Raw genomic sequence first — 20641 nt, 5'->3', positions numbered from 1 at the left:
ATGGAAAATTTAATTCAATTAAATAATGGAGAATATGCCATAAGTGCGGTATATAATGATCAGGTTATAGCAGATTATCGTGATAATCCATTAATTGAAGCTCTTCCCCCTATTCGATCAATTGAAGAAGCTTTTGTTCAATTAGGATATTTACCTGAATATGATGAAAATGAAATTCAACTTTCTGCTCATTATCGATTCACTTACAAGATTAACTCGTTTTTATCAACCATTAGAGAAAACGTTAGAGCTAGAAATACGATTCTCAAGATTATTGAGAGATGGTTATGTATATAGAAACCCAAGAAATAAAACTCATGCTGAAACGTTAATCGAGTTACATCGAAGATTGGAAAATAAAGAGCCATTAGGGCTTCCTCCTGATATCAGAAAAACAGCTTCTAGTTTATCAATTATTGGATTTTCTGGTATGGGTAAATCATCAGCTATTGAAAGAGTTCTATCGTTATATCCAAAAGTAATTATTCATAAATATCCATTAAATATTATGCAAGTCCCCTGGCTTAAACTAAACTGCCCTAATGACGGATCACCTAAAACCTTATGTTTAGATTTTATTACAAAAATGGACGGTATATTGGGGACAAATTACTTTAAACAAGGACTTAAAAGAGAATCGCTTAGTTATTTAATAATACACATTGGTCAATTAGCGAGAGCGCATTGTTTGGGTGTATTTGTAATAGATGAGATTCAGCATATGCTTACAGCAAAATCAGAAGTTTCGAATAGCATGATGAATTTTTTGGTCACTTTAGTTAATGAAATTGGTATTCCAATTGTAATTATTGGTACTACAAAGGCAAAGCAATTACTTCAAGTGAATTTCCGCCAAGCAAGGAGAGCTGGAGGTCATGGAGAGCTAATCTGGGAACAAATGAAGAAGGATGATAATTGGGAAGTACTTTTAAGTAGTATGTGGAAGTATCAATGGACTAAGGAAAAGGTAGAGCTAACTAAAGAGTGGCAAGACGTTCTTTATGAGGAAAGTCAAGGTATTGTAGATATAGCTGTAAAGTTATTTTTGTTAGCACAATCATATGCTATAGAAACTGGAATAGAGAAAATCTCCACTAGTATGATTAGCCATATTAGCAAAAAGTATTTAAGTATGACGCGTAAAATGCTTCAAGCGTTAAAAGAAGGAAATTTAGACGATATAGCGCAATATGATGATATTACACCATTTGACATTGATGATTTTCTTTTACAAAGAGAAAAATCAGTGAATATGAGGGATTTAATAACTAAACAAAAAGAAAAAATGGCAGCTAAAAGAGAAGAAAAAGAAATCTCTGTTTTACAAAAGGTTATCTTAACATTAATTAACCTTGATATTGATGCTAAGTATGCAGAGACAGAAGCGAAAAAAGTAATTAAAGAAAATCCAAAAATTTCTTCCCAAGAGGCAGTTCAATTAGCATTAACAAATATTAACCAACGTGTTCAATATGAGAATGAAAAAATGAAAAATAAAAAGAATAAACGGTCAACGAATATTATCTTTAAAATAGTCGATAATGGTCGCAAAGAGAGAAATTCAGCGCATGATTCCTTAATTAATAAAGGGTTAATCATAGCCCCCTTCTCTGACAAAAAACTATTTTAGGACGGGATAATATTGATTGGTTGGTTTCCATATCCATATGAAGATGAGTTGCTTTATAGTCTTTTCGCTAGATATTCTAATAGAAGTACTGAGTTAAGTTTAAGACATACACTAAATAAATTATTTAATGACAGTCGATCTAAACTAACACCTGATTTCCCATCTAATTTGGAAACAGTAATGGGACATTTACGTTTTTTTGGATATCTCGATTTTGAGTCTATATTATTTAAACATACTCCATTTTATTATTTTACAAACTTTCTTATTAATTCAGATAAAAAATTAATTATTGAAGCAGTTAAGTTAAAGAAATCGAATAACATTCAAATGATACTAGGGCAGATTCAAAGTAAAGTGAAAGAAACTAAATACTTTAAATACTGCCCTTCTTGCCTTAAGAATGATATCCAAGAGTTTGGTGAGGCGTATTGGCGTATATCCCATCAACTCCCTAGTGTATTTATTTGCTTACAGCATAATGAGTCTCTCCATTTTAGTTCTGTACTATATAGAAATAAAAATTCACAGTTAGTAACACCTAATAAAAATAATTGCTTCGCCTCTATTAATACCAAATGTATTCAAAATAATGTAACTTTTGCAGAGACCAATCATTTAATTGATATAGCCAATAATAGTAAAAGGCTGTTGATGAAAGATATACATGTTAAGTCCTTAAATTTAGTGTCTCTGTATAAAGACAAGCTAAGAAAAAAAGGATTAATTACAGCGGGAGGACATGTACGCCAAACCGATTTATATAATGAATTTATAAAATTTTATGGTATGAATATTTTGGGTTATTTTCAATCAGTTCCAATATTAGATCAAGAGTCGTGTTGGTTAAAAACCATTACACGTAAACATCGAATATCTTTCCATCCTGTAAGGCATTTATTATTAATGAATTTCTTGGAGATAGAAATTAATACTATTGAAACGGATTATTTTGAAAGTCCATTTGGAAAAGGGCCTTTCCCATGTTTAAACCCTGCTGCAGAACATTATAAAGATTTTGTAGTGGATAATCTAAGTATAAAGAGATGTACCGATACAGGGAGACCCATTGGAATATTCAATTGTAACTGTGAATTTAAATATACCCGTTTAGGTCCAGATACTTCTCAAGAAGGTATGTATGAATATAGGTTTGTTAGAAATTTTGGAAGTGTATGGGAAAGTAAATTGTTCCAATATATTGATAACGAACATTTAAGTTTTAGAAAAGCAGCTAAATTATTGAAAGTAGACGTTGGAACAGCAATTAAGTATTATAAAAAAAATAAAAATAAAGTTGTAGCAGTTAAAAATTCGACAAATATATTAGACTATCGCTGCAGTTGGTTACGTACTCAAAAAGAAAATCCAACATATTCAAAAACCCAAATAAGAAAATTGATTCCTAACATTTATTCATGGCTATATAGACATGATAAAGCGTGGCTATATTATAATTCACCAGCGTCTATAAAAAGTACAAAAATAGTATCAAGAGTAAATTGGCATGAAAGGGATTTGGAAATTCAGGAGATGGTTAAGGGGTATTTATTAACTATAGATATTGATACAAAGCCCGTACGTTTAACAAAAAGACATATAGGGATTGCGATTGAGAAATTAGCTTTAATCGAAAAGCAGCTAGAGAAAATGCCTTTAACAAAAGAGCTAATTGAATCAGTAACTGAATCAAATGAACAGTATAGAGAACGGCTTAAGATGTGGAGAATAAAATGTTTATGAGGTGATTACGTGAACTCATTCATTCCAAATATTCAAGAAGATGAGTTGCTCTTTAGTTTGTTTGCTAGATACCATGAAAGAAGTCTAAATAAGAATGAAAAAACTACATTAACTGAACTAGGTTCACCTAAGATAAATCCTTTGCTACCAAATAATATTCAAAGTTTTATTGAAATGTTAGGACCTTTTGATACACGTGATGAGGAGTATTATTTAAAATACCATACTCTTTTTATTTATTATTGTAATTTTCTCCCTCCTATTCAATATAAATACTTACTACAATATATGATTTATGGCTTAAAAGATAAAAAATTAAATGTAAAACACCAAATATTGATGAACTCATTTAATTTAAAGTTTTGTCCTAACTGTGTTCGGGATGACATAAAAACTCTGGGTGAATCATATTGGCGGTTGTCCCATCAATTACCCACAAGTTTTATTTGTTTAGAACATGATGTTATTTTAGAAAACTGGAATTATAGTAAGACTTCTTTGAAAACATTAAAAATTAGAGATTTAAGCTCTGAAGTATTAGAGAAGTTCTCGAATAAAACCGTGTTTTATGCACAAATATTTACAAAACAAAGTTTGAATTTAAATATGGAAAATTTGAATTTGCATTTTAAATTTAGATACGGTAAGTTCTATTTGTTTTTAATTGCTAATGGATATGTAAAATCTACAGGACATGTTGATGTAATAAAACTTAGAATAGATATAGAGAATTACTATGGGAATGAATTAATGAAACTTTCGGGATTTAATGAACGAATATATGAACGTATTGTAGATAACCCTTTAATATGTAATATACATTTCACCTATATTGAGACAATAATCTTTATTAATTTCTTTTTTAACTCTTTATCAGATTTTATGAAATGTAATTTAACTCTTCCAACAGGAGAAATTGGGCCTTTTCCATGTTTGAATTATTTCTGTAAAAGCTTCAATCAATGTAATATACAAGATGCCGAAATATATTTTGATAATCAAAAAAGAAGGTTAATAATATATTTCAAATGTGATCAATGTTATTTTGAATATGAAAAGATTTTCAGAATAAAGGATTGGCGCTTGATTGTAACAAGATTTTATAAAACAGAAGAATGGAAAATCAATGTATTATCATTAATTTATAATAAGGGTTTTAGCATAGAAGAAGCTTCAAATAAATTACATATCAATTCAATTGAAATTGAAGAGTTGCTTAAAGAAAATGAACGAGAGAAATGGTTTAAACCAGAGGACTTATCAGTATTTTCGAGGACCCCTATTAATTGGATTAAAAGAGATAAACAAGTACTGTTATATTTAAAATCACTTGTTAGTAAAGGTATAGTGTTGGAAACACCTAAAGTAAGCTCATGGATTTATATGACACTTGATAAGACAAATATAAAAGCAGAACTGCAATATCTCTTGAAAACAAACGAATACATAGAAAAACATAAATTGTTTAATGAATATTTATATAATAAAAGTAAATAGAGAACGACTTAGAATAGATAATCGAAAAAACGCCTTTAATGAACAAATGCTACATCACGTTTAAGTTGTGGTTAAAATAATTTCATTTCTAAAATTACATCATGATTAAGTTGCGTTTTTATAAATTTAGGTTGCGTAAGAAACTGTGCTTGTAGCTAATATACATCACGACTAAGTTGAGTGTAGACAATGTTGTTGATTTGAAATAAAGTCATACCGTTTGTAAAAAAATCACACCATTTTACCCCTTTGGATACTATTAATCTAAAGGGGTGTTTTTATCCATAGCGAAACACCCCTTGAAACAGAATAGGAGAGCAACATTTCAAATAATGTCCCTTGATATAATTCTCTATGTAATCTAACTATGATTGAACAAGGAGATGGAAGCATGGGTAAGTTAACAGGCAAAATCGCTTTAGTTACAGGATCAAGTCGAGGAATTGGCCGTAGTATTGCATTGCGTCTGGCACAAGAGGGAGCCTTTGTCGTCGTTCATTATGGGAAAAGACGTAATGAGGCAGAAGCAGTTGTTCACCAGATCAAACAAAGCGGAGGAAATGCTTTGGCGATTGGTGCTGACCTTAGTACACTAGATGGTATTCAAGATTTATTTACTACTTTGGATGATACTATTCGGGAATATATGGGCTGTTGCGGATTCGATATTCTTGTCAACAATGCTGGAATTGGTCAAATTATCAGTTTAGAAGAGACGACGGAGGTATCATTTGACGAGGTAATGAAGATAAATGTTAAAGCACCACTTTTTATTACTCAGCAAGCTTTGCCACGTTTAAAAGATGGGGGACGTATTATTAATATTTCATCTTTTGTGACACGTGCAGCTTCACCAAGTGTCTTCACGTACAGTATGTCCAAAGGTGCAATCGATACGTTTACGCGTCTTCTAGCCAAACAACTAGGGAGCCGGAATATTACGGTAAACGCCATCCAGCCTGGGATTATTAATACAGAAATGAATGCTGAGACTTTGAAAAACCTTGATGGACAAAAATATGCGGCTGGTCTTTCAATTTTCAACAGATGGGGAGAGCCCGGGGATGTGGCAGATATTGCCGCCTTTCTTGCTTCATCAGACAGCCGTTGGGTAACTGGTCAATTGCTCGATGCAAGTGGAGGATCACATCTATAGAACATTAATTATCAAGCTTTGTATGGCATAATCCTCCTCAATCAGGCGCTATTGTTGTATAGGCTGTTCTGTTCTTCTTGAATTCACGGAGCGGCGGATTGTTAAGTTAATTAAAAACAAAGTAAAAGCGGTCCTCCACAGATATGATGTGGAAGACCGCTTTTTTGTTATAAGCACATTCACCATTTATTATTGGTTACATCTGATTCGCTTAATCGTATAGTAATAGATTAAGAGATCTATTTAGCTTACGAAGCATTACGCAATGATTTCAGAATTAAACTCAAAATGAAAACTAGTATAATTGCTCCAATGAGGGCAGGGAAGATATAGAAATCAGAAATTTTAGGACCCCAACTTCCAAGAAGCATACCACCAATCCATGCGCCGATAATACCTGCAATAATATTACCAATAATTCCACCTGGGATATCTTTACCCAAAATTATACCTGCAAGCCATCCGATAAGCCCGCCAATTATTAAAAACCAAATGAAACTCATACTATCCATCTCCTATTTTGTATTTTAAATATTTTGTTATAGTGTTTTATAACCTTTATTGAACTCTTTCAAACTATAAGGAGAGAAAAAATTTGTGGAAGTTTCAATGGGGATGATTTTTACTTCTATAACTGTTACAGTAACAGTACATGAAACTACTGAGAAGTTTGCTGCAAGCAAATATCCTCATTTATTTGCTTGTTCCGACTAGAGATACGGCTTTGTCAATATATACAATTGTTAAAAGGAGGTGTTGATACATCAGCTCATTTTACATTATTTGTTACACGCTATTATCATCGGTTTAAATATTAGTTAAGGCTGTAACTACACATAATTAATCTCTAAATCTTCCCTGTTAGATAAACAAAGTATCTGAATATCTAATAGGTGTTTTTTATATTTTTAATATATAAAAGCCTCCCGATGTAAGGGAGACTTCTAAGGTTTTAATGAATTCTAGGCCCCTTTGAATTATAGTATAATCAAGAAATTAAGCAAAATTTAAACAAGGCCTTCCTTTGCTATTTTAGTAAATTCTTAAGATTTTTCTAATCAAAATAATCCTACCATTCAAATTACAATCGGTTCGCCTATACTACTTAATCACTATTAACCTTTTGATTAAGCACAGTGGGAAGCTATTCTGCAATTAAAAGGAAATTATTAAAATAGGAGAAAGGGGTATGAAATATGAAAATCCGTAAGATTGATCATGTGGGAATAATCGTGAATGATCTTCCTGCAGCAAAAGCATTTTTTCTTGACTTTGGCCTTGAGGTGCTAGGGGAAGGAAAAGTGGAGGGTGAATGGGTGAAGAGGATGGAGCGAGTAATAGGGCTTCATGATATCAAAGAGGACGTTGCAAAATTGCGAACGTCAGATTAATTGGATTGAGTTTTTGCCATTAATGTATAATTGCTCACATATAAATTTAAAAAATATCCTGATATAAAAATCTTTAAAGGCTGTATGAAATTTCTGGTATAATTACATATATCTATGTTTATTTTAAGGAGTGATTTTATGAAAAAGCTATTTATAATAACTAGTTACTTAGGGTTTTTTATAGTAGGAGGTTTGACTTTTACCTACTTTTCAACAACGGAAGCAGCAAGTGACATGAAAAAAATTAGCGTGTTTCAGGATCCAATTAATTACTATGTAGATAAGGTTGAGAAAGTACCGCCAGAAGGTCAATTTGGATTTAATTATCAAGGTACGATATATGTCCCAATGCGATTTATTGCTGAATCTTTAGGTGAAAAAGTAACATGGGATGGGAAAACAAAATCCGTTTATATTGGTGATGTTCCAAAATTCATCGCTTTAAAAGATGTAAAACCTATTGGAAGTGATGAAGACCACTTCTTCCACAATCCAAGCTCTGTCATTATTAGTACAGGTGAAAAATTTGAGCGATCCTATCAGTTTGGTGGTTATCATGGAGGAGGCGCAGTTCAAGACCATACAGTTGAATATTTAGCTAATGGAAATTACAAGGGATTCGAAACCTATTTGGCACCCATTAAAAAATTAGCAGCTAATTCTTTCGGAATAGGTTTCTTGAAAATTTACGCAGATGGGAAATTAGTTTATGATAGTGGAGCAATCAAAGACAAGGTAAAGGTTCATGTTAATTTAGATGGAGTTTCAAAAGTGAAGTTTGAACTTGAAGGCAGTGGTTTAGGTATATTAGATCCTAAATTTATTCAATAAACCTTCTCTACTAATAAACAAAAAAGACGATGACATCATAATTTGTCATCGTCTTATTAAATTTGACCTCTTCATAACTATTTCAAAATAGAGAAATGCCAATACATATTTGTCAATATTTACACTTTTACTTATAAAATAGTTGGATGTTATATGGTATAATTTCATACGATACTGATACATAAAATAGGAAAAGGGAGAGAAAAGAATTTGATGAAAAAGATGATGAAACGAACGAGTGCAGCATTGCTTGGTGCCTCATTAATGCTGACGACAGTTGTTCCTGTGATTCATGCTGAGGAGCAAACAACACCCCTAGTACCGTCGATAAGCGAATGGGCGATAGAAACATTAAATGAGGGCGAAAAATACGGGATTTACTCAACTGAATGGTACTTTGATGGTTTCCTTCAGGAAATTCCAGTGGACAAAGTAAATGAGCTACTAGCTTTAACAGAAAAGAAGGTTGCCTCTCTAGGCTTAGCTGAAAATAAACAATACAAGCCACTAAGTGTGAAAAACGATAATACACGTGGTGATATTGTCAATCGCTTGTATAATATTGTAGCGCGGTATGATTTGCCTGTTGGTACAGATGCTGTGCAATTTATGAAAGAGCAAAATATATTACAAGGCTCTCCAAATGGACTGCAGCTAGAGAAAAAAGCAACCACTCAACAGGCTGTTTTGCTAGCCGTTCGTTTCATTCAGAGTACATATGCACTTGCAGAACAAGGCTCTAAAGGGGTTGCCTGGGTAGTAGAGGACGAGGATACGCTTATCTACTTATTAGGCTCTATTCATTTAGGAACACCAGACTTATATCCATTCGATAAAAAATTAGTAACGGCATTTGATGAATCGGATGCACTGCTGGTAGAGGCGAATATCTTGGATACGGAAGCACTTGAATACTATTCAGAGAAAGCAATGTATACAGATGGCTCAGCATTGAAAGATGCTGTTGCACCAGAAACATATGCGAAGCTTGAACAAGTGGCAAAGCTGTATGGTCTACCAATGGACCAACTAACAGTTCAAAAGCCATGGATGCTTTCTAGTGCATTATCGATGCTGGCTATGGATGATTCATTTGGTATGACACCTCAAGAAATGGCTATGCACGGTATCGATATCTACTTTTTATTAAATGCACAGTTGCAGCAAAAGCCAGTGATTGAATTAGAAGGTACAAGAGCACAGGTTGATATGTTTGAAGGATTATCACCAGAGGCGCAGGAAGAGTCATTAGTCGCTGTACTGGATAGTATCATTCATCCATCGGAAGAAAATCAATCTGAAGTACTTCAAGAGTGGTTTACAAGCTGGAAGCAAGGAAATGTTGAAGAGTTTGCAAAAAGCTTCCAAGCAATGGAAGGTACATCGTCTGAATTTAATGAAATGCTATTTGGTCTACGTGATGAACAAATGGCCAAGAAAATCATGAATGTATTGGAAGAAAAAGAAGGTAAGTACTTTGTTGTTGTTGGTTCAGGTCACTTCCTAATCGATAAAAATATTCGCTATCATTTGGAGAAAAACGGCTACAAGGTAAAGCCATTTTATCAATAAAATAGATTCCCCTCGTAAAAGGATAGATTATTATCTGTCTTTTACGAGGTTTTTTTATGCATGTAAGACAAAAATGGTTATTTGATTCTAACTATCTAAATAATCGGATTATTGTTGCAACGTAAAAAAAATCGTGTTAGTATAAGTAAAACGTTTTACTAAAACGTTTTACTTATGAAGGGGATGAACATATTGGCAAATAAACGAATTGCAACGATTGGAGATGCAATGGTCGTTTTTAATCCATCTAAGACAGGTCCTCTACGTTTCGTTCCTTCCTTTGAGCGAGCTGTGGGTGGTGCAGAGTTAAATTTTGCGATAGGTGTTACGCGTTTAGATATGGAAGCAAAATGGATTAGTTGTATTGGAGACGATGAATTTGGCAAATTAATTTATAACTTTGCGCGAGGTGAAGGGATTGATGTATCACATGTCTTACGAACACCACATATTCCAACGTCTATCTACTTTAAGGAGATTCGGGAAGACGGTGCAGGTAAATCGTTTTACTACCGCAACCCATCCCCTTTACTTGAGCTGACAGAAGATCGTATCGATGAGTCAGTATTGGATGATGTGGACTTATTACATATTAGCGGCGTGTATTTAGCGGTATGTGAACATAACATTGAAGTTGCATTGAAATTAATTGCTTTAGCACAAGCAAAACATATTCCAATTTCTTTTGATCCAAATTTACGTTTAAAACTATGGACTATAGAAGATGCCCGAGCAGTATACGAAAAAGTGTACCCATCTATCAATCTTCTTTTAACAGGACAGGATGAATTTGAGCTTTTATTTGAAGGGCGTACAGTTAAAGACATTCAAGAGAGTTATAAAATAGATGAAATTATTGTGAAAAAAGGTGAAGAAGGCGCCACGGTTTATACAGCCTCTCAACAGTATAATCGAGAAGCATTTTCCATTCGTGCCATTGATACAGTTGGAGCAGGGGATGCATTTGATGCTGCATATGTCTATAGCTATTTAAATGGTGATGATATTGTAGAACGCCTCCGTTTAGCCAATGGTGCAGGTGCATTGGTAGCAACAATTAAAGGAGATAATGAAGGGCTTCCATCCCTACAAGAATTAAGGCAATTTATTGGTGATGAAAAACTAATTGAGCGTTAGGAGTTGTTAGGAATGCAAAAAATCAAAATTTTGAAAGCGTTGTCAGATGCGAAAATTGTAGCTGTTATTCGCGGAAATTCACCTGAAGAAGCGACGGAAATTTCAAAAGGTGCTATCTCAGGTGGCATTCGAGCAATTGAAATAACGTATACAACACCTTTCGTTGAAGAAACTTTTAAAGCCTTACGCAATAGCGATGCAATAATTGGAGCTGGCACAGTATTGGATGTTGAAACTGCACGTCACGCGATTTTAAACGGTGCCAAATTTGTAGTTAGTCCAAGCTACAACGCTGCAATTGCAAAGCTCTGCAATCGCTATAGTATTCCATATTTACCAGGCTGTATGACCATTACAGAAATGGTGACAGCACTTGAAGGGGGAAGTGACATTATTAAACTATTCCCGGGAAATCAATTTGAACCAAACTTTATTAAAACCGTTAAAGGGCCTCTACCACATATCACAATTATGCCTACAGGTGGTGTTGGTTTGGCTAATATGAATGAATGGTTAGAAGCAGGCGCAGTTGCAGTTGGGATTGGAAGTGATTTAAATAAAGCATTTGCAAAAGATGGCTATGCAGGTGTAGTTGAACGTGCCAAAGCATATATCGAAAATCTATCAAACTAGGAGGTAACGACGTATGAATATGACATTTAGATGGTATGGTCGTGGCAATGATACAGTGAAATTAGAAGATGTGAAGCAAATACCAAATGTAAAAGGTATTGTTTGGGCACTCCATCACCTACCAGCAGGAGAGGTATGGACTAAAGAGGCTATTCAAGATGAAGTTGACTATATTCAATCGTTCGGATTCCATACAGATGTCGTGGAAAGTGTCAATGTCCATGAAGATATTAAATTAGGATTGTCCACAGGTGATCAATATATCGAAAACTATAAACAATCGATTCGCAACCTTGGTGAAGTGGGTGTCAAAGTTATTTGCTATAACTTCATGCCCGTATTTGATTGGACACGTACAGACTTATTTCATCCACTAGAAGATGGCTCAACGGCTCTCTATTTTGATAAGGAAAAGGTCATGAACTTAGATCCACAAGAACTAGTGAATGAAGTAAGTGCTTCTTCAGATTTAACCCTTCCAGGATGGGAACCAGAACGATTAGCTCGACTCTCAGATTTATTTGAACAGTACAAAGAAGTAGATGAAACCAAACTTTGGGACAACTTAGCTTACTTTTTACAAGCCATTTTACCAGTTGCGGAAGAGGTAGGTATTCAAATGGCAATTCATCCAGATGATCCACCATATACCATCTTTGGCTTACCTCGCATTATTACAGGAGCAGAAAGCTATGAAAAATTAATTAAAATCTCTGATTCAAATGCAAATGGCTTTACGTTCTGCTCAGGTTCAATGGGAGCAGACCCACAAAATGATATGGTAGCCATCGCTGAAAAATATGCATATCGTGCTCCGTTTGCTCATATCCGCAATGTCAAGATTATGGAAAATGGTAGTTTCTTTGAAACATCACATTTTACATCGGATGGTTCAATCGATATTAAAAATATTGTACGTACATTAAATGACCAAAACTATGAGGGTTATGTACGTCCAGATCATGGTCGTCATATTTGGGGAGAACAATGTCGTCCAGGCTACGGCTTATATGATCGAGCACTTGGCATTATGTATTTAAATGGACTTTGGGATGCTTATGAAAATCTGAAGAAATAGGTGACATGTATGAAAGCACTACAAGTAATCAAACCTTTTGAAATGGCTTTAATTGACGTAGCAGAACCAGTAATAACAAAGTCAACAGATGTCCTTGTTCAAACAGAATATGTTGGTATTTGTGGCTCAGACATGCATATTTATCATGGCTCGAATCCATTAGCGACATTGCCTCGTGTACCTGGGCATGAAGTTGCTGGCCGAGTGTTAGAGGTTGGTCAAGACGTACAAGGTTTAAAAGCTGGTGACAAGGTTGTTGTCGAACCAATTCGTTATTGTGGTGAGTGCTATGCTTGCCGTAAAGGACAACCAAATGTCTGCGAACAACTTTCTGTTTTTGGTGTTCATGAAGATGGAGGCATGCGTGAGCGTTTTGTTGTTGCTGAAAAGCAATTGCATAAAGTAGCAGACAACACCTCTTTAGAAGAGGCAGTCTTAATTGAACCTTATACAATTGGCGCGCAGGCAGTATATCGTGGTGAATTACAGGCTGGTGAGACACTATTGATTCAAGGGGCCGGACCGATTGGCATTTGTATTTTAAAGATGGCTAAATTAATAGATGCACGCGTGATGATTTCTGATCTAGATCCAGCAAAGCTCTCTTTTGCAAAAGAACTTGGTGCAGATGTAGTTGTCAATGTAAATGAGCAAGATTTATTAGAAGCTGTTAATCATTGGACAGATGGAGTAGGTGTCAATGTATCTATTGATGCAGTTTGTATTCCACTAACATTTAAGCAATCTATCGATGCTGTTTCAGTTGCTGGGAGAGTAGTAGTCCTTAGCTTTGGTGAGGAAGCCATTGAGCTTGCCCCACTACCGATTACGAAAAAGGAATTATCGATAAAAGGCTCACGTTTACAAACATTTCAATTTGAAAATGTAGTGAAGCTTGTTGATGCTGGAAAGTTACAGCATCAAGGTTTAATTACACATACTTTCTCACTACATGAAGCAAAAGAAGCATTTGAATATATAGAAAAAAACCAAAATGAAGTACGTAAAGTTATTTTAAAAGTAGGTGAGTAAGGTGCATGAAGCATTGCAAAATAAAGTGGCTGTTGTAACGGGTGGTAGTGGTGTTCTTTGCTCAGAGATGGCAATGGAATTGGCTAGGCAAGGTATGCGAGTTGCTATTTTAAATCGTACGGCGCAAAAAGGAGAAGCAGTCGTCCGATCGATTACAGAAAATGGCGGAGAAGCAATTAATTTTTCTGTGGATGTTTTAAACAAAGAGTCGTTAATAGCAGCGAGACAAGCAATTTTACAGCAATATGGTCAAATTGATGTACTGATTAATGGGGCGGGCGGCAATCATCCAGATGCCATTACGGCTGATGAAGTATATAAAGAACAATCGGCTACACCAAATTTCTTTGAATTAACACCAAACGGTTTTGAAAGCGTCTTCTCGAATAATTTTACAGGAACATTTTTGGCTGCCCAAGTTTTTGGTGAAGCATTACTGAGAACGAAGGGGACAATTATTAATATTTCATCCATGAGCTCCTATGCCCCTATGACAAAAGTGCCTGCATATAGCGCGGCAAAGGCAGCGATTAATAACTTTACGCAATGGATGGCGGTGCATTTTGCAGAAGCAGGTTTACGTGTTAATGCCATTGCACCTGGATTTTTTATTACCGAACAAAACCGTAATTTATTGCTAACAGAGGATGGTTCATTAACTGCACGTTCAGAAAAAATTATTACAGCTACACCACAAAAGCGTTTTGGAAAACCACAAGATTTATTAGGAACTTTATTATTTTTAGCTGATGATACATACTCAGCATTTGTCACTGGCGTAACAATTCCTGTTGATGGTGGATTTATGGCTTATTCAGGCGTTTAACAAAGGGGATTTATTTCAAATTTAGGGGTGAATGATATGAAACAACAAGGTATTTTTGGAGATGGCAAAACGGTTGTTATTGTCATGCTATTTTTAGCAGGTGTCATTAACTATTTAGATCGTTCAGCCTTATCAATTGCAGCACCATTTATTCAAGAAGATATTCATCTAACGTCAACCCAATTAGGGATTATCTTTAGTAGCTTCTCTGTTGGGTATGCCATTTTTAACTTCTTAGGTGGAATGGCTTCCGATAAATTTGGTGCCAAGTTAACGCTATTTGTAGCAATGATTGTATGGTCTTTATTTAGTGGAGCAATGGTTTTAGTCGTTGGGTTCGCATCGTTGATTATTGTTCGTATTGTATTTGGTATGGCGGAAGGGCCATTGTCATCAACCATAAATAAAATGGTGAATAACTGGTTTCCTGCTGATAAACGTGCCTCTGTAGTAGGGCTAGCCAATAGTGGTACGCCACTTGGTGGTGCAATCGCAGGTCCAATCGTTGGTTATATTGCATTAGCATATGGATGGAAATATTCATTTATTGCGATCATGATCCTTGGATTTATTTGGGCAATCGTATGGTTTAAAGTGGTGAAAGAAAAGCCAAACAAAGAAGACAGTGTAGAATCAATGGCAAACTTAGAGATTGCAGCAGAAGATATCAATCATAGTCGTGGTCTATCTTATTATTTAAAACAACCAACAGTATTATTTACTGCTTTTTCGTTCTTTGCCTATAACTATATCCTATTCTTTTTCTTAACTTGGTTCCCAAGCTATCTAGTAGAAGCTCGTGGAATGGCTGTAAAAGATATGAGTATTGTAACGGTTATTCCGTGGATTTTAGGATTCCTAGGTTTAGCATTGAGCGGAATTGTCTCAGATTTCATTTACAAACGCTTTATGCGTAAGGGAGTTTTATTCTCTCGTAAAGTCGTTCTAGTGACATGTTTATTCTTAGCAGCTGTATCGATTGGCTGTGCAGGTATTGTAACAACAACAGTTAGTGCTGTTGCGCTTGTTGCTACCTCTGTTTTCTTCTTATATTTAACAGGGGCTATTTACTGGGCAATCATTAATGATGTGGTGGAATCTAAGTATGTTGGATCTGTTGGCGGCTTTATGCACTTCCTTGCAAACACAGCTGGTATTATTGGGCCAACTTTAACAGGTTTCCTAGTAGACAGAACAGGAACATTCTCCGCAGCTTTCCTACTTGCAGGCGGCTTAGCGGTTATCGCTTCATTAGCAGTTATTAAATTTGTTACACCAATAGTTCATAAAGAAATAGCTTAGAAATAGAAAGGATGGATTCAAATGAACAATCAATCAGTTATTAAAATTCATCCGATGGACAATGTTGCCATAGCCTTGAGTGATCTTCCTCAAGGCTTTTTACTTCCATTGGATGGAAAGGAAATAACGTTACAGCAACAAGTACTACGTGGGCATAAGATTGCCATCAAGACTCTTTCTAAAGATGCACACATCACGAAATATGGTTTTTCAATTGGTCATGCGACAGAAGAAATCCTAGCAGGTGGCTGGGTTCACTCCCATAACATGAAAACCAATTTATCGGGTGAATTAAGCTATGAATTTAATCCAAAAACACATCCCGTAGCCGAGTCTCGTCATGCACAGCGCATGTTCAAAGGGTATCGTAGAAAAGATGATCAGGTTGGTGTTCGAAATGAAATTTGGATTATTAATACTGTTGGATGTATTAACAAAGTAGCTGAAAATTTGGCGAAGTTAGGCAACCAATTATTGAAGGCTGACAATTTTGATGGTGTACAGCATTTCGCTCATCCATATGGTTGCTCACAACTTGGTGATGATTTAATGTATACACAAAAAATCTTAGCTAATTTAATTCATCACCCTAATGCAGGGGCAGTCATTGTATTAGGGCTAGGATGTGAGAACAATTATATTGAGCTCTTTAAGAAAACAATTGGTCATTATGATGAACAACGCGTTTCCTTTTTAAATGTTCAAGAATCAGCAGATGAAATGGAAGAGGGTCAACAACTGCTTGAAAAAGCCTTTGACTATGTGACGACATTTGACAGACAAACATTACCTATTTCAGAACTGAAAATTGGTTTGAAATGTGGTGGTAGTGATGGTTTCTCTGGCATTACCGCTAATCCGATGATTGGTGTATTTTCTGACCAGTTGATCTCAGCTGGAGGTGCAACGGTGTTAACGGAAGTTCCAGAGATGTTTGGTGCTGAACAGATTTTAATGGAACGTGCAAAAGATGCCTCTGTTTTTGAGGATATTGTGCATTTAGTAAATGACTTTAAACAGTATTTTATGAAATATAATCAACCTGTCTATGAAAATCCCTCTCCAGGAAATAAAGCGGGTGGAATAACAACATTGGAAGAAAAATCACTTGGCTGTATACAAAAAGGGGGCTTTCAAGAGGTAAAAGAAGTGCTTGATTATGGCGAACGTATGACAACAAAGGGGCTACATTTACTAAACGGTCCAGGAAATGATCTTGTTTCAACAACAGCACTGGCCTCAACAGGCTGCCAAATCGTCCTTTTCTCAACTGGTAGGGGAACACCCTTTGGAGGACCTACACCAACAGTCAAAATTTCAACAAACACACCACTTTATGAACGAAAAAAAAATTGGATTGACTTTAACGCAGGGCAGTTAGTGGATGGGAAGCCGATGGATATATTAGTCGATGAATTTATGGATTATATAGTAGCGCTAGCTTCAGGTGAAGTGCAAACGAATAATGAGAAATATGGATTCAAAGAAATCGCCATTTTTAAAGATGGCGTGACGATGTAGGAGAGAAATGACATGAAACATCCTATTAAAATTATGCAAATAGGTGATGGGAATTTTATCAGAGGCTTTTTTGACCTAGCAGTTGAAAAACTACAAGTCCCTTGCAGTATTGTTTCTGTCGCAGCAACAGCAAGAGGAAAAACAGTTAAACTGCTAGAAGAACAACAGCTGCAATTCACTGTGATGGAACGTGGGCTAAAAAACGGTGAGGTCGTAGAAGAAGAAACCACTGTTAAGATTATTCAAGATACTATTCATCCATATGAGAACTGGCCTACATTTTTACAATATGCACAGTCTGAGACATTAGAAATGATTGTGTCTAATACAACAGAGGCAGGGATTTATTATGAAAATATTCCTTATCCAACGGCTTGTCCAACAAGCTATGCAGCAAAGTTAACCGTCTTTCTAGAACAATATTACAAACATTTTCAAGGTGAAAAACAAGTGGCAATTGTGCCTTTGGAATTAATAGAACAGAATGGCTCTACATTAAAAACAATTTGTCTACAGCATGCTAAAGACTGGAAGTTGCCTACAGCATTTAATGATTGGCTTGCGACGTTAACTTTTTGTAATACACTTGTAGACCGTATTGTAACAGGTTATCCACAGGATTATCAGGGGGAGGATGCCCTTTACACAGTTTGTGAACCGTATTTCTTATTTGTAATTGATCAAAAAGAGCCATTTAAACATTGGCCAACAAGTCATGATTTCCCTTTTGTCTTTGATGATTTAGACATGTATCGAAAACGCAAAGTAGCCATTTTAAATGGTAGTCATATTTTGCTTTCAGCATTCGGCAAGATTTTTAACTATAAAACTGTAAGAGAGGCATTTTCTCATGCAGGTGTTCGAGCCTTTATTGAAAAAGTAACAAACGATTTTACCCAACGCTTCCAAGTGGATGAGCACTATCAGCAAGATGTCTTTGAACGTTTTTTAAACCCATTTATTGAGCATCAGCTATATGATATTCAATTAAATGAGTTATCCAAGTGGCAAACACGTATTGCCCCTTATGCTGAAACAGAAATATACTATCAAGCTTTAGCAATAGGGATATATGCAATGAATCCAACACGCTTTTCCGTGCGTGAATCTGATCAAATTATTGAAAAACTGACTGAAATCCATAACTATTTTGAACAAGGTCAGTCAGAGCCAATGCAACAATTTATCGAACAATATTTCCAGTGTGATGCAGCAGAGGTTATTCAGCAATTATCTACAATTACTAGTTTATTGGAGGCAATAGCATGCGACAATTAATCATTAATGAACCGTTTCAAATGGTGGAACGTGAAGTAGACAAGCCTAGTATTGAAGGAAGTCATGATGTTTTATTAAAAATCACGCATATTGGTGTATGTGGAACAGACACACATGCTTTTGCAGGTAAACAACCATTCTTTAGTTATCCACGAGTGTTAGGCCACGAACTAGCTGCTATTGTGGAAGAAGTCGGTGAAGCAGTTAAGGACATCCAAGTAGGAGATCGTGCAACAGTTATTCCATACATCCATTGTGGAGAGTGTGCTGCATGTCGTCGAGGTCAAACAAACTGCTGTAAATCTTTGGAAGTATTAGGTGTACATATGGATGGTGGTATGGGCGAATATATCGTAGTTGATGACAGTATTGTAATTACTGATAATGCTGTGTCAGGTGACCAATTAGCTACTGTGGAACCATTAGCTATTGGTGCCCATGCAGTACGTCGTTCGGAACTAACAGAAAATGATACGGTACTTGTTATCGGTGCAGGGCCAATTGGATTAGGAGCAGCACGTTTTGCTAAGTTACGCGGTGCAAAAACAATATTAATGGATTTGAACGAAGAACGTTTAAAAGAAGGACAGGCATGGTCGGAAGCGGATGGTGTGATTGTTGGTAGCCATGACATAATGGCGCAGTTACAAGAAAAATGTAATGGTGAACTTCCTACGGTTGTCTTTGATGCAACAGGCAATCAACAATCAATGGAATCCTCATTTCAATACGTAGAAAATAGTGGGACATTAGTGTTTATTGGTTTAATGAAGAAAACTATTACATTTAATGATCCTGAATTTCATTCAAAGGAATTAACATTGAAAAGCAGCCGTAATGCTACGTTAGAAGATTTTGAGACGGTTATGAACTACATGCAGTCAGGAGCTATAAAGAAAGGCTATGTCACGAAGCATATTGCATTCGATGAAGCGATTTCTTACTTTGAGGCGAAACAATACAACACAAATAAAACACAAATCTATTTTAAATAATGAGGAGGATTTTCAATGAATATTTCTGTACCAGCATTAAAAAAAATAGTAGTTCAAAAATTCACAACTGAAGGTGTTGAAGCTGAAACAGCAGCGCAAGTAGCAGATGTTTTGATTTATGCCGATTTACGAGGTGTCAGTTCTCACGGTGTTATGCGCGTGGAGCATTATATCACACGTTTACAGGCAGGTGGCATAACGAAAAATCCTCATTTTTCAGTAGAAAAAAGAGGCACAAATCACCTTCTTTTTAAAGGAGATAATGGCTTTGGGCATGTTATTTGTAAGGAAGCGATGGATGAAACCATTAAAGTGGCTAAGGAACATGGCTCATGTACAACGATTATTCAAGAGAGTAGCCATTGTGGGGCACTCGGCTATTTTCTTGAACAAGCCACGAGTGAAAATTTAATTGCTATTATGTGCTCTCAAACGGACTCCGCAGTTGTTCCTTTTGGCGGAAAAGAGCCTTACTTTGGTACGAATCCAATTGCTTACGGTTTTCCAACCAACGATAAACCGATTATTTTGGACATGGCAACAAGCAATGTAGCGCTAGGGAAAATTCTATATGCACGTGAAAAAGGGGAGACAATTCCAAATACATGGGGAGTTGATGCACAAGGAGCACCAACTACAGACCCACACCAAGTAAAATCTTTAACACCGTTTGCAGGGCCAAAAGGATATGGTATGGCACTTGTAGTAGATGTTCTTTCTGGAATTTTAGCAAGTGCAGCTTTTGGTCCACACATTTCAAAAATGTATGGTGATTACGAACAGAAACGTAATCTAGGACAATATTTATATGTATTAGATCCAAATATTTTTGGAGATGTAGATCAATTCAAAGCAAATATCTCACAAATGATGAACGAATTACATGATGCGCCAACCGCACCAAATTTTGATCAGGTACTAGTGCCTGGTGAAATTGAACAGAAACGTAGTGTGGAAACAATGGATAAGGGAATTGACTTACCTGAACAAGTCTATAACTATTTGACTAGTTAATTTAA

General features: G+C 35.6%; 19 protein-coding genes. 18 read left to right on the top strand and 1 reads right to left on the bottom strand.

The genetic code is table 11. The features are described from left to right. From QH639_RS26365 to QH639_RS06400, 5 genes are all read left to right on the top strand, one after another. Nucleotides 1-297 (top strand): hypothetical protein, encoded by a 297-nt coding sequence (locus QH639_RS26365; RefSeq protein WP_348638174.1) that lies wholly within the window; start codon nt 1-3, stop codon nt 295-297. A 52-nt stretch (nt 298-349) separates the two neighbouring features. Continuing rightward, complete coding sequence (locus QH639_RS06415) at nt 350-1630, top strand: ATP-binding protein (RefSeq protein ID WP_348638173.1); 1281 nt, start codon at nt 350-352, stop codon at nt 1628-1630. Between the two features lie 12 nt (nt 1631-1642). Beyond that, a complete protein-coding gene (locus tag QH639_RS06410) occupies nt 1643-3373 on the top strand; it encodes a TnsD family Tn7-like transposition protein (protein WP_269898016.1) in 1731 nt (576 codons plus the stop codon). A gap of 9 nt (nt 3374-3382) precedes the next feature. Continuing rightward, a complete protein-coding gene (locus QH639_RS06405) occupies nt 3383-4870 on the top strand; it encodes a TnsD family Tn7-like transposition protein (protein WP_281115832.1) in 1488 nt (495 codons plus the stop codon). Nucleotides 4871-5261: 391 nt separating this feature from the next. After that, a complete protein-coding gene (locus QH639_RS06400) occupies nt 5262-6026 on the top strand; it encodes an SDR family oxidoreductase (protein ID WP_237898891.1) in 765 nt (254 codons plus the stop codon). A 248-nt stretch (nt 6027-6274) separates the two neighbouring features. On the opposite strand, the gene QH639_RS06395 is transcribed toward QH639_RS06400, so the two are convergent. After that, entirely contained in the window at nt 6275-6529 is a 255-nt protein-coding gene (locus QH639_RS06395) for a GlsB/YeaQ/YmgE family stress response membrane protein (RefSeq protein WP_016991561.1), read from the bottom strand. A 693-nt stretch (nt 6530-7222) separates the two neighbouring features. Here QH639_RS06395 and QH639_RS06390 point away from each other — a divergent pair. The 13 genes from QH639_RS06390 (at nt 7223) to allD (ending at nt 20636) form a co-directional block, all read left to right on the top strand. After that, a complete protein-coding gene (locus QH639_RS06390) occupies nt 7223-7417 on the top strand; it encodes a VOC family protein (protein ID WP_281115831.1) in 195 nt (64 codons plus the stop codon). 138 nt (nt 7418-7555) lie between these two features. After that, nucleotides 7556-8248, top strand: a complete 693-nt coding sequence (locus tag QH639_RS06385; protein WP_281115830.1) for a stalk domain-containing protein — start codon at nt 7556-7558, stop codon at nt 8246-8248. Between the two features lie 213 nt (nt 8249-8461). After that, nucleotides 8462-9820 carry a TraB/GumN family protein gene (locus QH639_RS06380; RefSeq protein WP_281116185.1) on the top strand — a complete coding sequence of 453 codons (1359 nt, stop codon included), beginning with the start codon at nt 8462-8464 and terminating at the stop codon, nt 9818-9820. 183 nt (nt 9821-10003) lie between these two features. Next, nucleotides 10004-10957 carry a sugar kinase gene (locus tag QH639_RS06375; RefSeq protein ID WP_131521028.1) on the top strand — a complete coding sequence of 318 codons (954 nt, stop codon included), beginning with the start codon at nt 10004-10006 and terminating at the stop codon, nt 10955-10957. Between the two features lie 12 nt (nt 10958-10969). Continuing rightward, the gene (locus QH639_RS06370; protein ID WP_131521027.1) at nt 10970-11590 is read left to right on the top strand and encodes a bifunctional 2-keto-4-hydroxyglutarate aldolase/2-keto-3-deoxy-6-phosphogluconate aldolase; all 621 of its coding nucleotides are present in this window, start codon (nt 10970-10972) and stop codon (nt 11588-11590) included. A 13-nt stretch (nt 11591-11603) separates the two neighbouring features. Further along, nucleotides 11604-12668 (top strand): mannonate dehydratase, encoded by a 1065-nt coding sequence (gene uxuA / locus QH639_RS06365; protein ID WP_281115829.1) that lies wholly within the window; start codon nt 11604-11606, stop codon nt 12666-12668. 9 nt (nt 12669-12677) lie between these two features. Beyond that, entirely contained in the window at nt 12678-13700 is a 1023-nt protein-coding gene (locus QH639_RS06360) for a zinc-binding alcohol dehydrogenase family protein (RefSeq protein WP_131521025.1), read from the top strand. After that, nucleotides 13693-14526: an SDR family oxidoreductase gene (locus QH639_RS06355; protein ID WP_131521024.1), complete on the top strand. Its 834-nt coding sequence runs from the start codon at nt 13693-13695 to the stop codon at nt 14524-14526. The genes QH639_RS06360 and QH639_RS06355 overlap by 8 nt, the downstream gene beginning before the upstream one ends. Nucleotides 14527-14562: 36 nt before the next feature. After that, nucleotides 14563-15828, top strand: coding sequence for an MFS transporter (locus tag QH639_RS06350; RefSeq protein WP_112116856.1), 1266 nt, complete (start codon nt 14563-14565; stop codon nt 15826-15828). Between the two features lie 21 nt (nt 15829-15849). Further along, nucleotides 15850-17349 (top strand): UxaA family hydrolase, encoded by a 1500-nt coding sequence (locus tag QH639_RS06345; protein WP_281115828.1) that lies wholly within the window; start codon nt 15850-15852, stop codon nt 17347-17349. A 12-nt stretch (nt 17350-17361) separates the two neighbouring features. Continuing rightward, nucleotides 17362-18627 (top strand): mannitol dehydrogenase family protein, encoded by a 1266-nt coding sequence (locus QH639_RS06340; protein ID WP_281115827.1) that lies wholly within the window; start codon nt 17362-17364, stop codon nt 18625-18627. Beyond that, nucleotides 18615-19622, top strand: a complete 1008-nt coding sequence (locus tag QH639_RS06335) for a zinc-binding alcohol dehydrogenase family protein (protein ID WP_281115826.1) — start codon at nt 18615-18617, stop codon at nt 19620-19622. Before QH639_RS06340 ends, QH639_RS06335 begins: the two co-directional genes overlap by 13 nt. Nucleotides 19623-19637: 15 nt before the next feature. Next, nucleotides 19638-20636 carry an ureidoglycolate dehydrogenase gene (gene allD / locus QH639_RS06330; RefSeq protein ID WP_131521020.1) on the top strand — a complete coding sequence of 333 codons (999 nt, stop codon included), beginning with the start codon at nt 19638-19640 and terminating at the stop codon, nt 20634-20636. Nucleotides 20637-20641: the final 5 nt, after the last annotated feature.

Origin of the sequence: Lysinibacillus sp. 1 U-2021 (genome assembly GCF_029916965.1) — a bacterium.
GTDB classification, from domain to species: domain Bacteria; phylum Bacillota; class Bacilli; order Bacillales_A; family Planococcaceae; genus Lysinibacillus; species Lysinibacillus capsici.
Note: the sequence above shows the minus strand (reverse complement) of the source record. Positions and strands in the feature narration are given on the sequence as shown.

What these genes read in the sequence shown, in the direction of transcription:
- QH639_RS26365 (WP_348638174.1), top strand. Translation starts at nt 1, where the DNA reads ATGGAAAATTTAATTCAATTAAATAATGGAGAATATGCCATAAGTGCG.
- QH639_RS06400 (WP_237898891.1), top strand. Translation starts at nt 5,262, where the DNA reads ATGGGTAAGTTAACAGGCAAAATCGCTTTAGTTACAGGATCAAGTCGA.
- QH639_RS06395 (WP_016991561.1), bottom strand. Translation starts at nt 6,529, where the DNA reads ATGAGTTTCATTTGGTTTTTAATAATTGGCGGGCTTATCGGATGGCTT.
- QH639_RS06390 (WP_281115831.1), top strand. Translation starts at nt 7,223, where the DNA reads ATGAAAATCCGTAAGATTGATCATGTGGGAATAATCGTGAATGATCTT.
- QH639_RS06385 (WP_281115830.1), top strand. Translation starts at nt 7,556, where the DNA reads ATGAAAAAGCTATTTATAATAACTAGTTACTTAGGGTTTTTTATAGTA.
- QH639_RS06380 (WP_281116185.1), top strand. Translation starts at nt 8,462, where the DNA reads ATGAAAAAGATGATGAAACGAACGAGTGCAGCATTGCTTGGTGCCTCA.
- QH639_RS06375 (WP_131521028.1), top strand. Translation starts at nt 10,004, where the DNA reads ATGAACATATTGGCAAATAAACGAATTGCAACGATTGGAGATGCAATG.
- QH639_RS06370 (WP_131521027.1), top strand. Translation starts at nt 10,970, where the DNA reads ATGCAAAAAATCAAAATTTTGAAAGCGTTGTCAGATGCGAAAATTGTA.
- uxuA (WP_281115829.1), top strand. Translation starts at nt 11,604, where the DNA reads ATGAATATGACATTTAGATGGTATGGTCGTGGCAATGATACAGTGAAA.
- QH639_RS06360 (WP_131521025.1), top strand. Translation starts at nt 12,678, where the DNA reads ATGAAAGCACTACAAGTAATCAAACCTTTTGAAATGGCTTTAATTGAC.
- QH639_RS06350 (WP_112116856.1), top strand. Translation starts at nt 14,563, where the DNA reads ATGAAACAACAAGGTATTTTTGGAGATGGCAAAACGGTTGTTATTGTC.
- QH639_RS06345 (WP_281115828.1), top strand. Translation starts at nt 15,850, where the DNA reads ATGAACAATCAATCAGTTATTAAAATTCATCCGATGGACAATGTTGCC.
- QH639_RS06340 (WP_281115827.1), top strand. Translation starts at nt 17,362, where the DNA reads ATGAAACATCCTATTAAAATTATGCAAATAGGTGATGGGAATTTTATC.
- QH639_RS06335 (WP_281115826.1), top strand. Translation starts at nt 18,615, where the DNA reads ATGCGACAATTAATCATTAATGAACCGTTTCAAATGGTGGAACGTGAA.
- allD (WP_131521020.1), top strand. Translation starts at nt 19,638, where the DNA reads ATGAATATTTCTGTACCAGCATTAAAAAAAATAGTAGTTCAAAAATTC.